Origin of the sequence: Streptomyces sp. R21, assembly GCF_041051975.1 — a bacterium.
Classification (GTDB): Bacteria; Actinomycetota; Actinomycetes; order Streptomycetales; family Streptomycetaceae; genus Streptomyces.
In genome coordinates this window covers 5,925,981-5,939,365 of record NZ_CP163435.1, presented here as the reverse complement: position 1 = coordinate 5,939,365, position 13,385 = coordinate 5,925,981, and the positions used below count along the sequence as shown (strand labels likewise).

10 protein-coding genes are annotated in these 13,385 nt (G+C 70.3%); 5 read left to right on the top strand and 5 right to left on the bottom strand.

Features of this window, described 5'->3' with window-relative positions; all coding sequences use genetic code 11:
• Nucleotides 1-65: 65 nt before the first annotated feature.
• A complete protein-coding gene (locus tag AB5J56_RS26640; protein WP_369235724.1) occupies nucleotides 66-773 on the top strand; it encodes a hypothetical protein in 708 nt (235 codons plus the stop codon).
• A 123-nt stretch (nucleotides 774-896) separates the two neighbouring features.
• The gene (locus AB5J56_RS26635; protein ID WP_369235722.1) at nucleotides 897-1,634 is read left to right on the top strand and encodes a hypothetical protein; all 738 of its coding nucleotides are present in this window, start codon (nucleotides 897-899) and stop codon (nucleotides 1,632-1,634) included.
• Between the two features lie 76 nt (nucleotides 1,635-1,710).
• Here AB5J56_RS26635 and AB5J56_RS26630 read toward each other — a convergent pair whose 3' ends face one another.
• Entirely contained in the window at nucleotides 1,711-2,424 is a 714-nt protein-coding gene (locus AB5J56_RS26630; protein WP_369235720.1) for an HNH endonuclease family protein, read from the bottom strand.
• Nucleotides 2,425-2,588: 164 nt separating this feature from the next.
• Here AB5J56_RS26630 and AB5J56_RS26625 point away from each other — a divergent pair, with 164 nt between their 5' ends.
• Complete coding sequence (locus AB5J56_RS26625; protein ID WP_369235718.1) at nucleotides 2,589-2,768, top strand: antitoxin; 180 nt, start codon at nucleotides 2,589-2,591, stop codon at nucleotides 2,766-2,768.
• A 221-nt stretch (nucleotides 2,769-2,989) separates the two neighbouring features.
• Nucleotides 2,990-3,763 (top strand): SDR family NAD(P)-dependent oxidoreductase, encoded by a 774-nt coding sequence (locus AB5J56_RS26620; protein WP_369235716.1) that lies wholly within the window; start codon nucleotides 2,990-2,992, stop codon nucleotides 3,761-3,763.
• A gap of 38 nt (nucleotides 3,764-3,801) precedes the next feature.
• Here AB5J56_RS26620 and AB5J56_RS26615 read toward each other — a convergent pair whose 3' ends face one another.
• Both AB5J56_RS26615 and mfd read right to left on the bottom strand, forming a co-directional pair.
• On the bottom strand, nucleotides 3,802-4,170 hold the full coding sequence (locus AB5J56_RS26615) for a MerR family transcriptional regulator (protein WP_369235714.1): 369 nt from the start codon (nucleotides 4,168-4,170) through the stop codon (nucleotides 3,802-3,804).
• 151 nt (nucleotides 4,171-4,321) lie between these two features.
• Nucleotides 4,322-7,852: a transcription-repair coupling factor gene (gene mfd / locus AB5J56_RS26610; RefSeq protein ID WP_369235712.1), complete on the bottom strand. Its 3,531-nt coding sequence runs from the start codon at nucleotides 7,850-7,852 to the stop codon at nucleotides 4,322-4,324.
• Nucleotides 7,853-8,183: 331 nt separating this feature from the next.
• Here mfd and AB5J56_RS26605 point away from each other — a divergent pair, with 331 nt between their 5' ends.
• Nucleotides 8,184-9,587, top strand: a complete 1,404-nt coding sequence (locus tag AB5J56_RS26605) for a DUF2079 domain-containing protein (protein ID WP_369242801.1) — start codon at nucleotides 8,184-8,186, stop codon at nucleotides 9,585-9,587.
• A gap of 82 nt (nucleotides 9,588-9,669) precedes the next feature.
• Here the strand turns inward: AB5J56_RS26605 and AB5J56_RS26600 are convergent, their stop codons facing one another.
• Entirely contained in the window at nucleotides 9,670-12,243 is a 2,574-nt protein-coding gene (locus AB5J56_RS26600) for an ABC transporter permease (RefSeq protein ID WP_369235710.1), read from the bottom strand.
• Entirely contained in the window at nucleotides 12,240-13,028 is a 789-nt protein-coding gene (locus AB5J56_RS26595; RefSeq protein ID WP_369235708.1) for an ABC transporter ATP-binding protein, read from the bottom strand. Before AB5J56_RS26595 ends, AB5J56_RS26600 begins: the two co-directional genes overlap by 4 nt.
• Nucleotides 13,029-13,385: the final 357 nt, after the last annotated feature.

Sequence of the window (13,385 nt, the reverse complement as noted above, 5' to 3'; positions counted from 1 at the left end):
TTGACCCACCGGATGAGCGGCCGCCGGGAAAGAGGCGGCCGCCACCCTTTGGGGAGGGGACTGTCATGGGTATGAAGGGCAAGATCGCGCTGGGGGCCGTCGTGGGTGTCGTCGTCATCGGAGTGGTGTCGGCCAACGCCGGCGGCAACAGTGACAACGGCTCCGACAAGACCGGCAAGGGCTCCGCCGCCTCCGCCGGGCCCGAATCCGGGAAGAAGGCCGACGCCAAGGGGGGCACCAAGGCGGACGCCGCGGCGGGCAAGGCCGAGAAGAAGGTCGCGTTCGCGGGGGACGGCGACTTCCAGGTCGGCTCGGACGTCAAGCCCGGCACCTACCGGACCAGCGGCAACACCGATGACATGTGCTACTGGGAGCGCGCCAAGAACGCCTCGGGCGACCCGGAGTCGATCATCTCCAACGACAACGTCAGCGGCACCAGCTACGTGACGATTCTGGCGAGCGACAAGCTCTTCAAGTCCAACGGCTGCAAGGACTGGGAGGCCGTCCCCGCGAAGGCGTCCGGCACGCCCGCTTCCTCCATCAAGGGCGACGGCGGTATGCACAGAGTGGGCGCCGACATCACGCCCGGCACCTACAAGTCCACCGGGAACAAGGACGACTCCTGCTACTGGGAGCGCGCCAAGGACGCCTCGCACTCGCTGGAGTCGATCGCGGCGAACAACAACGTGACCGGTACGGCCGTCGTCACCATCAGCGCCGGTGACGCCTACTTCAAGACGGTGGGCTGCCAGGACTGGAAGAAGACCGGCTGACGCCGGTCCCGCACCTCCGGCCCGCACCTCCGACCCGCACCTCCGGTCGGCCACCGCCCCAGCGCGCCTTCACCCGCGCGCTCCTCCCCCCACACTTCACTCGTCTCATCACAAGGAACTCTCATGCGTCGCACCGCACTTGCCGCCCTCTGCCTCGCCGCCGCGGCCACTGCGTCCCTCACCGGCTGCATGTCCGGCGAGGACAAGCCGAAGGGCCCGTTCGCCGGGCTCAGCGGGGGCGAGATCGCCGACCGGTCCGTGAAGGCCACCACCGGCGCCTCGTCGCTCCGCATGAAGGGCGACGTCCCCGACGACGAGTCCGGGGGCACGATCCGGATCGACATGGCCCTCGACAAGAAGGGCGAGTGCGCCGGAACGATGAGCATGGGCGGCAAGGGCAAGGCCGACCTCATCAAGACCGGGGACACCCTCTACGCGAAGTACGACGAGGAGTTCCTGCGCGACCAGGCCGGCGGCGACTCCAAGGAGGAGACCGACGCGGTCGTGAAGATGATGGCCGGCAAGTGGACCAAGATGGCCGCGACCGGCTCGGATGCCAAGGACATCGCGAGCTTCTGCGACCTCGACACGGTGCTCGCCGACGCCACGGACGTGAACTCCGACGCGACCCGCGGCAGGACCACCACGGTCGACGGCACCCCGGCGATCGTCCTCCACGAGAAGGACGGCAAGGACAGCTACACCCTCTACGTGGCCACCCGGGGAAAGCCCTACCTGCTGCGGATCGACAGCAAGTCCGCCAAGGACCCCGGGACTCTCACCTTCACCGACTACAACAAGCCGGTCCCGGCCAACGCCCCCAGCGGCAAGGTCCTCGACCTGGACAAGCTCGGCCGCTGACCCAGCCGTGCACGTCGAGCTCAAAGGGTGTGCCGCACCCACACCTTGGGCTCGACGTACACGGCGTGTCCGCGCCTCAGTTCGCGTGGAACCGCTTCGGCGCCTGTGTCGGGTTGCCGCCGGAGGGGAGTCGCTGGCCGGGGCAGGTGATCAGGACCTTCTTCATCGCGGCCTTCTCCGCCGCCGTGACCCACAGCCCGTACTTCTTCTTCACGGCCACCTGCGCGGCCACATACGTGCAGCGGTACGCCTTGTTCGGCGGGAGCCAGGTCGCCGTGTCACCGTCGCCCTTGCTGCGGTTGGGGGTGGCGCCGACGGCGAGGAGGTTGAGCGGGTCGTTGGCCAGGGCGATGCGCTTGCCGGCGTCCCAGTACTTGGCGCCCTTCTGCCAGGCGTCCGAGAGGGCGATGAGGTGGTCTATGTCCACCTCGCTGCGGCCCCGGGTGAACGTGACGTTCTTGCCGCTGTACGGGTCGGGATCCAGCAGGCCGGAGCGGACCCTGCACTTCCCGCTGGTGAACTTCACGTCCTTCAGATCCCGCTTGAGTATGTCGTCCCGTGTGTCGCAGCTGTTGGAGTCGGTGTCCGCCCAGGCACTGCCGAACCGCTCCCTGCTGTAACCCGTCTTGGGGGCCCGGCCCTTGACCGTCAGCGAGTCCGCCGCGGTGAGGGCGGCGCCGCCGGCCCCCGACTCCTGCGGGCCCGCGGACCCCGTGGTCTCCTCCGTACAGCCGCTGATGGTGAGCACCAGCAGAGCGGCAAGGGCCACCCCACTCCTCAGACGCGCCACGACGTCCCTCCCCTTGCCTCCCCGGGACCGCCCTGTACGGGCGTGCCTCTCCCCTGCTGCCCACCGTAGCCGCCCGCACCCCTCCCCCATACCACCCCTCAACGGGCAATAGGTGCACGCCGGGCGTATGGTCGGTGGTGACTCACCTCCGGAAGGAGCTCTGGATGGGCATCTTCGACAGATTCAAGAACCAGGCGCAGGACAAGGCCAAGGACATGTCCGACGCCGGGGAACAGAAAATCAACGACAAGACGGGCGACAAGTACGCGGACAAGGTCGACGACGCGCAGCAGCGGGCAGAAGGCGCGCTGGGCATGGACCGCGACAGGCCCGAACAGCCGTAACCGGAGACGCACGGAGGCATCCAGCCGACAGAACCCAATGCAGGGAACAGAGGCCCCTCGCGGGAACCAACCTCCCGCGGGGGGCTTCCCCTTCCCTCTTCGGCGGCACCGCGCGGCACCGCTCTCCGGCCGCAGATCCGGCCCCGCCCCCGACCCCGGCCTCGACCCGCGCCCTCAACCGCTTGACCCTGACACTGGCGGCAGGGTCCGACGATCTCCCCATGGACACCACCACGGAGACCGAACCCCGCCCCGAAACCCGCACCGTCCTCATCACCGGAGCCGGTACCGGCATCGGTCGCGCCGCCGCCCACGCCTTCGCCGCGGAGGGGGCGCGCGTCGTCGCCGTCGGCCGCAGGCCCGGCCCGCTGGCCGAAACCGCCGCGCACGACCCGGAGTTGATCACCCCGCTCGTCGCCGACATCACCGCCGAGGACGGCCCCGCCCACATCGTCCGCACTGTCCTCGACACCCACGGACGGCTGGATGTCCTGGTCAACAACGCGGGCATCACGGGCAGCGACTCCCTGGCCACCTACACCCGCGCCTCGGTCCAGCCCCTGCTCGCCACCAACCTCATCGCCCCGGTCCTTCTCACGCAGGCGGCGCTGCCCGCCCTGGAGGACAGCCGCGGCGTCGTCGTGAACGTGACGACCGCGATCGGGCAGCGCGGCTGGCCGGGCAACTCCCTGTACGCGGCAGGCAAGGCGGCCCTGGACACGCTCACCCGGAGCTGGGCCGTCGAACTCGCGCCGCGCGGGATCCGGGTGGCGGCCGTGGCCCCCGGCCCGATCGAGACGCCCATCGCCGACCACGCGGCGTACACCCCCGAGCAGCGCGCCGCGATCCGGAAGTGGCAGCTCGACCACCTCCCCCTGGGCCGCGTCGGCCGTCCTGAAGAGGTGGCTTGGGCGATCACCCAACTGGCCTCGCCCGGCGCCTCGTTCGTCACCGGAGTCGTTCTCCCGGTGGACGGCGGAGCCGTCGTCAGCTGAGGAGCGGAAGCCGACGACACGCCCCCGACCGAGCCCCCTCACCCCTGACCGAGACCCGCCGCCCCCGCCTCCCGCAGAGCCGCCGCGAGCCGCTCCCTGACCGCCGTCTGCGCCGCGATGCGTTCGTCGATGACCGCAAGGCGCTTGAGGGCGACCTGAAGCGCCTTGGCGGACATGGTCCCGGCGGTGATGTCGCCGTCCAGGCAGGGCAGGAAGGCGCGTACGTCGTCGACGGTGAGGCCGCCGACCAGGAGGTGGCGGATGTTACGGACGCGCGTGACGGTCCCCTCGTCGTACAGGCGGTAGCCGTTCGCCGCGCGCCGGGCGTCGATGAGGCCCGCCTCCTCGTAGTGGCGCAGGGCGCGCGGGCTCGCCCCCGTCACCCGCGCCAGCTCACCGATCCGCACGCCCGAAGCTCCCCACCAGCCCTCTACGACCTGTACGACGACCAACTACCGCCCACGATGACCTACTACACCCACGACCACCCACGACTGCCTACGACTGCCCATGACCGCCTACGACGACCCACGAGCGCCTACGACCGCCCGTGACCGCCTAAGACCCGAGAACCGAAGCCAGGAACTCCCCCGTCCACCCCAGCAACTCCCGTCCGACCAAGGGCTTCCCGCCCACCTTCGCCGTCTTCGGGCGCGGCACGAGCACCTGGTGTGCGGCCGGCTTGATGACGGTGCCGGGGTACAGCCGCTTCAGCCGCAGCTCCTGCGACTCCCGCAGCTCCACCGGTGCGAAGCGGATGTTGGTGCCCTGCAGCACGATCTCGCCGACGCCGCACGCCCGGGCGAGCATCCGGAGCCCGGCGACGAGCAGCAGGTTCTCCACCGGCTCGGGCAACTTGCCGTAGCGGTCGGTCAGTTCCTCGCGTACGGACTTGATGTCCTCCTCCGTGTTGGCGGAGGCGATGGAGCGGTAGGCCTGCAGCCTGAGCCGCTCGCCGGGCGCGTAGTCGTGGGGGACGTGCGCGTCGACCGGCAGTTCGATCTTGACCTCGAGCGGCGGCTCCTCCTCCACACCGCCCTCCAGCGACGCCCGGTAGTCCGCGACGGCCTCGCCGACCATGCGGACGTACAGGTCGAAGCCGACGCCCGCGATGTGGCCGGACTGCTCGCCGCCGAGGAGGTTGCCCGCGCCGCGGATCTCGAGGTCCTTCATGGCGACGTACATGCCCGCGCCCATCTCCGTGTGCTGGGCGATGGTCGCGAGCCGCTCGTGCGCCGTCTCCGTCAGCGGCTTCTCCGGCGGGTACAGGAAGTAGGCGTAACCGCGCTCCCGGCCTCGCCCGACCCGCCCGCGCAGCTGGTGCAGTTGGGAGAGGCCGAAGTTGTCGCCGCGCTCCACGATGAGCGTGTTGGCGTTGGAGATGTCGATGCCCGACTCGACGATGGTCGTGGAGACGAGGACGTCGTACTTCTTCTCCCAGAAGTCGACGACGACCTGCTCCAGGGTCTGCTCGGACATCTGGCCGTGCGCGGTCGCGATGCGTGCCTCGGGGACGATCTCGCGCAGTCGCGCGGCCGCCCGGTCGATCGATTCGACGCGGTTGTGGATGTAGAAGACCTGGCCCTCGCGCAGGAGTTCACGGCGGATCGCCGCACCGATCTGCTTCTCCTCGTACGGGCCGACGAAGGTGAGCACCGGGTGGCGCTCCTCCGGCGGGGTGGTGATGGTGGACATCTCGCGGATGCCCGTCACCGCCATCTCCAGCGTGCGGGGGATCGGGGTCGCCGACATGGTCAGCACGTCCACGTTCGCGCGGAGCTTCTTCAGCTGCTCCTTGTGCTCGACGCCGAAGCGCTGCTCCTCGTCGACGATGACCAGGCCGAGGTCCTTGAACTTCGTCTCGGACGAGAACAGCCGGTGCGTGCCGATGACGACGTCCACCGCCCCCTCGCGCAGACCCTCCAGGGTGCCCTTCGCCTCCGTGTCCGTCTGGAAGCGGCTCAACGCCCGCACGTTGACCGGGAATTGGGAGTACCGCTCGCTGAACGTCCCGAAGTGCTGCTGCACCAGCAGCGTGGTCGGTACGAGGACGGCGACCTGCTTGCCGTCCTGCACGGCCTTGAAGGCTGCGCGTACCGCGATCTCCGTCTTGCCGTAGCCCACGTCGCCGCAGATCAGGCGGTCCATCGGGACCGTCTTCTCCATGTCGTCCTTGACCTCGGCGATGGTGGTGAGCTGGTCGGGCGTCTCCGCGTACGGGAAGGCGTCCTCCAGCTCGCGCTGCCAGGGGGTGTCCGAGCCGAACGCGTGTCCGGGCGCCGCCATGCGCGCGCTGTAGAGCTTGATCAGGTCGGCGGCGATCTCCTTGACGGCCTTCTTGGCGCGCGCCTTGGTCTTCGTCCAGTCCGCGCCGCCGAGGCGGTGGAGGGTGGGGGCCTCGCCGCCCACGTACTTGGTGATCTGTTCCAGCTGGTCGGTCGGGATGTAGAGGCGGTCGCCGGGCTGGCCGCGCTTGGCGGGCGCGTACTCCACGACCAGGTACTCGCGGGTCGCGCCCTGGACCGTGCGCTGCACCATCTCGACGTAGCGGCCGACTCCGTGGCCCTCGTGGACGATGTAGTCGCCCGCTTCGAGGGTCAGCGGGTCGATGGTCTTGCGGCGGCGGGCGGGCATGCGGGCGCCGTCCTTGCCGGCCGCCTTCTGGCCGGTGAGGTCGGTCTCCGTGAGGACGGCGAGCTTGAGCGCCGGGTCCACGAAGCCGTAGTCGATGGAGCCGCACGCGACGTGCACGACCGACGGGGAGATCTCCGCGAGATCCGTTTCGAGGCGGGCCGCGATGCCCTCGCCGCCCAGCACCTCGACGGTACGGGCGGCCGGGCCGTGCGCCTCCGTCACGAACACCGTCCGCCAGCTGTCGGCGAGCCAGCCCTTCGTGTCGGCGAGGGCCTTCGCCGTGTCGCCGCGGTACGTCTCGGGCGCGTGCATGCCGAGCTTCAGCGTGTCTGCGTCGAGCTCCTCGTCGGCGGCGAACGGCGACACCGACCACCACATCATGTCCAGCTCGCGGGCCCGGTCCCGGACGTCCGCGATCGACCAGAGGGAGGCCGCGCCGACGTCGATCGGGGCCTCGCCGCCGCCCGCCGTGGCCGCCCAGGACGCCTGGAGGAACTCCTGCGACGTCGCCACCAGGTCCGCCGCGCGCGTGCGCACCCGCTCCGGGTCGCAGACGACGGCCATCGAGCCCTTCGGGAGGACGTCGATCAGCAGCTCCATGTCGTCGACGAGGACCGGAGCCAGCGACTCCATGCCTTCCACGGCGATGCCCTCGGCGATCTTCCCGAGCAGTTCACCCAGCTCCGGGTGGGCCTCGGCGAGGGCCGCGGCCCGCTGCCGTACGTCATCGGTGAGCAGCAGTTCGCGGCAGGGCGGCGCCCACAGGCCGTGGTCGGCGACTTCCAGGGAGCGCTGGTCGGCGACCTTGAAGTAGCGGATCTCCTCGACGTCGTCGCCCCAGAACTCCACGCGCAGCGGGTGCTCCTCGGTGGGCGGGAAGACATCGAGGATCCCGCCGCGGACCGCGAACTCGCCGCGCTTCTCGACAAGCTCGACCCGGGAGTACGCGGCTGCCGCGAGCGCTGCGACGATCTCGCCCAGGTCGGCGCTCTGGCCCGTGCGCAGGGCCACCGGCTCCAGGTCACCCAAGCCCTTGACCTGCGGCTGGAGCACCGAGCGGACGGGGGCGACGACGACGGAGACCGGGCCGGTCTCGGGGTCGTCGGGCCTCGGGTGGGCGAGGCGGCGCAGCACCGCGAGGCGGCGGCCGACGGTGTCGCTGCGCGGCGAGAGCCGCTCGTGCGGAAGGGTCTCCCAGGACGGATACTCCGCGACGGTGTCGGCCGGCAGCAGGGAGCGCAGCGCCGCCGCCAGGTCCTCCGCCTCGCGGCCCGTCGCCGTCACGGCGAGGACGGTGCGGCCCGCCTGCCGGGCGAGCGCGGCCACGGCGAAGGGGCGGGCCGCTGGCGGGCCGACCAGATCGATGTGCATCCGGTTGCCGTCGGTGGCAGCCTTCACCGCTTCCGCGAGTGCGGCGTCCTTGACGACGGCGTCGAGCAGACCGTGCAGGCTCATGAAGGGTTTTCCCGTCCGGGGGTGGGCAACGCGAACCGCCCGACTCGTGTCACGGGCCGGGGGGTCTCCAGCGTACGACGCCTCGGGCGTGGCTGCCGGGGGCTGTGGATAACGTGGGCCCGTGCCGGGCGGCCGGCGCGGGTGCGGGGGCCCAGCGGTTTTCGCCCCCTCCGCCCCTGCCCGTCCCTTTGTCCTGGGGGCTGCGCCCCCTTTCCCCCTGCATCGCGCTTCGCGCTCGTCCTCAAACGCCGGACGGGCTGAATGACAACCCAAGGACCCTCTCGTGCACGGAGCCCTCACCGAAGCGGTCGCACCCTCGCCGGCCCGTCTCATACCGGCGCCGGTCACGCCTGCCTCGCGTGACCGGCGCCCCCGACCCGGCCGGCGGGACCCCTGGATCCTGGCCGCGCTGCTGTTCTCCGCGTACGCGGCGCTGTCCGTCGCCCGCTACCGGCATCTGGCGACGAAGTCCTGGGATCTGGGCATCTTCGAGCAGGCCGTGCGCTCCTACGCCCATCTGCGGGCGCCGGTCGCCGACCTCAAGGGGCCCGGCTTCAACCTTCTGGGCGACCACTTCAGCCCGGTCACCGCCCTGCTGGCGCCGTTCTACCGGCTCTTCCCCACGCCCGTCACGCTGCTTCTCGCCCAGGCCGCGCTGTTCGCACTGTCCGCCGTGCCCGTCACGCGAGGCGCGGCAGGGCTCCTCGGGCGCGGCCGCGGACTCGCGCTCGGTGTCGCGTACGGGCTGTCGTGGGGTGTCCAGCGTGCCGTCGACTTCGACTTCCACGAGATCTGCTTCGCCCTTCCGCTGATCGCGTTCGCCCTGGAGGCCGTCCTGCGGCGACGGTGGGGGGCCGCCCTGGGCTGGGCCCTCCCGCTGGTACTGGTCAAGGAGGACCTGGGGCTGACGGTGGCCGCGATCGCCCTGGTCGTCGCCGTACGCTCCCGCCGCGCGTCCCGGCGTACGGCGTCGGCCGCGCTCGGCGTCGCGGTCCTCGGCGTCCTCGCCACGGTCGTCACCCTCACCGTGGTGATACCGGCCTTCAACACCGCGGACGCCTACGGCTACTGGGACAAGGTGCGCGACGCGCAGGGCCCCCTCGACGGTCTGGACACCAAACTCCGCACCCTCGCCTGGCTGTTGGTCCCCACCACCGGGCTGCTCGCCCTGCGTTCCCCGCTGCTCATCGCCGCCCTGCCGACGCTCGGCTGGCGCTTCCTGTCCTCCGAACCGCACTACTGGGGCACGGACTGGCACTACAGCGCGGTCCTGATGCCGGTTGTCTTCCTCGCCCTGGCCGACGCGCTCGCGCGCGCCCGCTACAGCGCGCGTCCGTGGCTGCGTTCGTACGCGCTCCATCTGCCCGCCGCCGTCGCCGCGGCGGCACTCGCGCTGACCACGTCGCTGCCGCTGTCCATGATGACGGAGCCCGCCGCCTACCGGACGCCCGAGCAGGTGAGCGCCGTCGAGCGGCTGCTGAAGCTCGTCCCGGACGGCGCGAGCGTGGAGGCCGACACCGGGCCGAGCAGCCGGCTCGTCTCGCGCTGCCGGGTCTTCTGGCTGGGCGACACCGGGAACATCGACCCGGACTTCATCGCCATCAACAACTCCACGAAGTGGATCCACAACATCCAGGCGTACGCCCGCCGGCTCCACCCGCACGCCGACTACGCCATCGCGGGCGCCACCCACGGGTACGTGCTCCTGGAGCGGCAGCCGAGGGCCGACGTATGAACGAGCACGGGCCCGGCGCCGGAAGCAGTGCTTCCGGCGCCGGGCCCGTCCCCCGTTCCCCCGTGACCCCCGTACACGGTGGTCAGTCGGTGGCGATCGCGTTCAGTACGTTCATCCGGCCCGCCCGGAACGCCGGGACCAGCGCGGCGAACAGACCCACGAAGGCCGAGCCGATGAAGACCCCGATGATCGTCGGCCAGGGGATCTCCAGAACGCCCAGCCCCTCCAGGGCCAGCAGCTTCTGGGCCGTGGCCCCCCAGCCCATGCCCAGGCCGAGGCCGAGCAGGGCGCCGAAGAGGGCGATGACGACCGACTCCAGGCGGATCATGCGGCGCAGCTGGCGGCGCGACATCCCGATGGCCCGCATCAGGCCGATCTCCCGGGTGCGCTCCACCACCGACAGGGCGAGGGTGTTCACGACGCCGAGGACCGCCACGATGATCGCCAGGGCGAGGAGGCCGTAGACCATGTTCAGCAACTGGCCGACCTGGTCCTTCAGTTCCTGCTTGTAGTCGGTCTGGTCGCGGACGTCGTACTGCGGGTACTGCTCCATGGCCTTCTTCAGGGCCGCGTACGCCTGCTTCTCCTGTCCCGGCTTGGCCTCGGCGAACATGATCACGTTCGGCGGGACCATGTTCTTGGGGACGTACTTCGCCATGGTCGCCATGCTGATGTAGCGCGCGCCCTGGTCGAAGACCGAGTCGTCGTCCGTGACGGCGGCGACCTTGAGCTTCGCCGTCCGGCCGCCGTCGAAGGCGACGGACAGGGTGTCGCCGACCTTCACGTGGTGCTTCTTGGCGTAGTCGGAGCCGACCGACATGGCGTCCTTGCCGTAGGCGTCGGTCAGCTTGCCGGCCGTCGTGTCGCGGCGCAGGTCCTGGGCGTACGTGGGGTCGGCGGCGGTGACTCCGCCGGTGTCGGCCTTGCCGTCCGGGGAGGTCAGCGTGGCCTTGACCTCCTTGTAGCGGGTGACGTGCGCGAGGCCGGGCGAGTTCTGCATGGCCTTCTCGGCCTGCGGGACGATCCGCTGGTTGCCCTCGACGATGAAGTCCGCGCCGACCGACTTGTCGAGCTGGTCGGTGGCCGAGGCGACCATCGAGGAGCCGACCACGGAGAGGCAGGCGACCAGGGCGAGGCCGATCATCAGGGCCGCGCCGGTGGCGCCGGTGCGGCGCGGGTTGCGCAGTGCGTTGCGCTCGGCCATCCGGCCTACGGGTCCGAACATCCGCAGCAGGACCGCGCTGATCACGCGGACCACGCCGCCCGCGAGGAGCGGGCCGATGATCACGAAGCCGAGCAGGGTCAGTACGACGCCCGCGCCGAGGACCAGGGAGCCGTCGCTGGCCTTGTCGGCAGTGGCCGCCAGGTAGAGGGCGGCGGTGCCCGCGCCGGTGAGGACCAGGCCGATCAGGCCGCGTATCAGTCCGGCCCTGCCGTCGGCCGGCGTACCCGCGTCGCGGAGGGCGGCCATCGGGGAGACCTTGCCCGCGCGGCGGGCGGGGAGGTAGGCGGCGAGGACGGTGACGACGATGCCGAGGAGCAGGCCGACGACCGGTGTGGCCGTCTTCACCGTCAGGTCGTCGGTGGAGAGGTTCATGCCCATCTTGGACATGAGCTTCATCAGGCCGATCGCGATGCCGACGCCCGCGCCGACTCCGAGGATCGAGCCGATGACGCCGAGCAGTGTCGCCTCGACCAGCACGGAGCGGTTGATCTGCTTGCGGGAGGAGCCGATGGCCCGCATCAGGCCGATCTCGCGGGTGCGCTGGGCGACGAGCATCGAGAAGGTGTTGATGATCAGGAAGATGCCGACCAGGAACGCGATGCCGGCGAAGCCGAGCATGGCGTACTTGATGACGTTCATGAACTGGCCGACGCCCTTGCGGTTCTCGTCGGCGTTCTCCTTCTGCGTCTGGATCTTGTACGACCCGGTCAGCGTCTGGGAGACGTTCTGCTTGAGCTGCGTGTCGGAGACACCCGTCGCGGCGGCGAGGTTGATCTGCGTGAACCGGCCGGTGGCACCCAGGAGTTCGCGCTGCGAGGTGGCGGTGTCGAAGTAGACGACGGCGGCACCGGGGTTGGTCACCTTGAAGGCGGCGATGCCGACGATCCTCGCCTTGAAGTCACCGGTGACGGCGATGGTGCGCAGCTCGTCACCCATCTTCAGGTGGTGCTTGTCGGCGGTGTCGGAGTCGACCATCACCTCGGTGGGACCGCGCGGGGCGTGCCCCTTGGTGATCTCCATCGAACGCAGGTCGTTCTTCGTCCAGTTGCCCGCGATGGTCGGGGCGCCGTTGCTGGACCCCATGTTCTTGTTGTCGCTGTTGACGACGGTCACGTTCATCGAACTGACCGCGCCCTCGGCGGACTTGACGCCCTGCGCCTTCTTCGCCTGCTCCAGGACGGAGGCGGGCAGCGACTCGGGCTTTCCGTTCTGCGGGGTGTCGTCGCTCTTGGCGGCCTTCGGCAGGACCGTGACGTCGGAGGAGGTCGCGGCGAACAGCTTGTCGAAGGTCGTGTTCATCGTGTCGGTGAACACGAGGGTGCCGCAGACGAAGGCCACCGACAGCAGGACCGCGACGGCGGAGAGCGCCATGCGTCCCTTGTGCGCGAAGAAGTTGCGCATCGAGGTCTTCAGGACGGTGTTGGCACTCATGACGTACGTCCCCGGGCGTCGAAGTCCTTCATGCGGTCCAGGACGGCGTCGGCGGTGGGCCGGTACATCTCGTCGACGATCCGGCCGTCGGCGAGGTACAGCACACGGTCCGCGTACGAGGCGGCCACCGGGTCGTGCGTGACCATCACGATGGTCTGGCCCAGCTCGTCCACCGACCTGCGCAGGAAGCCCAGCACCTCGGCGCCGGCACGGGAGTCGAGGTTTCCGGTCGGCTCGTCGCCGAAGATGATCTCGGGACGGGCGGCGAGCGCCCGCGCCACGGCGACGCGCTGCTGCTGGCCGCCGGAGAGCTGGGTGGGCCGGTGCTTGAGGCGGTCCTTGAGACCGACGGTCTCGACGACCTGGTTCAGCCAGCCCTGGTCCGGCTTGCGGCCCGCGATGTCCATGGGAAGCGTGATGTTCTCCAACGCGTTGAGCGTCGGCAGCAGGTTGAACGCCTGGAAGATGAAGCCGATCCGGTCCCGGCGCAGCTGCGTGAGCTTCTTGTCCTTCAGGCCGGTGATCTCGGTCTCGTCCAGGTAGATCTGTCCACCGGTCACGGTGTCGAGCCCGGCGAGGCAGTGCATCAGCGTGGACTTGCCGGACCCCGAGGGGCCCATGATCGCGGTGAACTGGCCGCGAGCGATGTCCACGTCGATGTGGTCGAGGGCGACGACCCGGGTCTCACCGGACCCGTACGCCTTCACGACCTGCCGCGCCCGTGCGGCAACGGCCGTACGCCCTCCAGTGCCCCCGTGCCTGGGAATGGTCACAGCCGATGTCACGGTAAGTCTCCTATGTCGGTCGACAGATGTTTCATGTGTGTCGATCAGTGGGTGGTTCGCGTGCGCTGGTTACGTCGTTGAGTCTGGTCCCCGCGGGGGTCCCCGCGCGCTGGTGCTCAGCGCAGTCTTTTGCTGGGGAAAACCCCACCCCCGCAAGGGCGGTATGCCGCCCCCGAGCGGCATAAAGCCAGGTTAAGGACGGCCCCTGCCCCGTCTCGTCCTCCGCCGGTACGAACCCTCCCCGAGCCGTAGTACGGAGATACCCCTAGGGGCCCTCCACCGCCGGGTGGAGGACTTCTCGGGGTTCGGGTCCACCCTCCGGTCCCCTCAGGCTCCACCCTCCCGCCGCGTGAGGGG

Excerpts from the sequence above, each read along its gene's own strand:
- mfd (WP_369235712.1), bottom strand. The coding sequence starts at position 7,852 with ATGAGCCTGCACGGTCTGCTCGACGCCGTCGTCAAGGACGCCGCACTC.
- AB5J56_RS26620 (WP_369235716.1), top strand. The coding sequence starts at position 2,990 with ATGGACACCACCACGGAGACCGAACCCCGCCCCGAAACCCGCACCGTC.
- AB5J56_RS26635 (WP_369235722.1), top strand. The coding sequence starts at position 897 with ATGCGTCGCACCGCACTTGCCGCCCTCTGCCTCGCCGCCGCGGCCACT.
- AB5J56_RS26640 (WP_369235724.1), top strand. The coding sequence starts at position 66 with ATGGGTATGAAGGGCAAGATCGCGCTGGGGGCCGTCGTGGGTGTCGTC.
- AB5J56_RS26625 (WP_369235718.1), top strand. The coding sequence starts at position 2,589 with ATGGGCATCTTCGACAGATTCAAGAACCAGGCGCAGGACAAGGCCAAG.
- AB5J56_RS26600 (WP_369235710.1), bottom strand. The coding sequence starts at position 12,243 with ATGAGTGCCAACACCGTCCTGAAGACCTCGATGCGCAACTTCTTCGCG.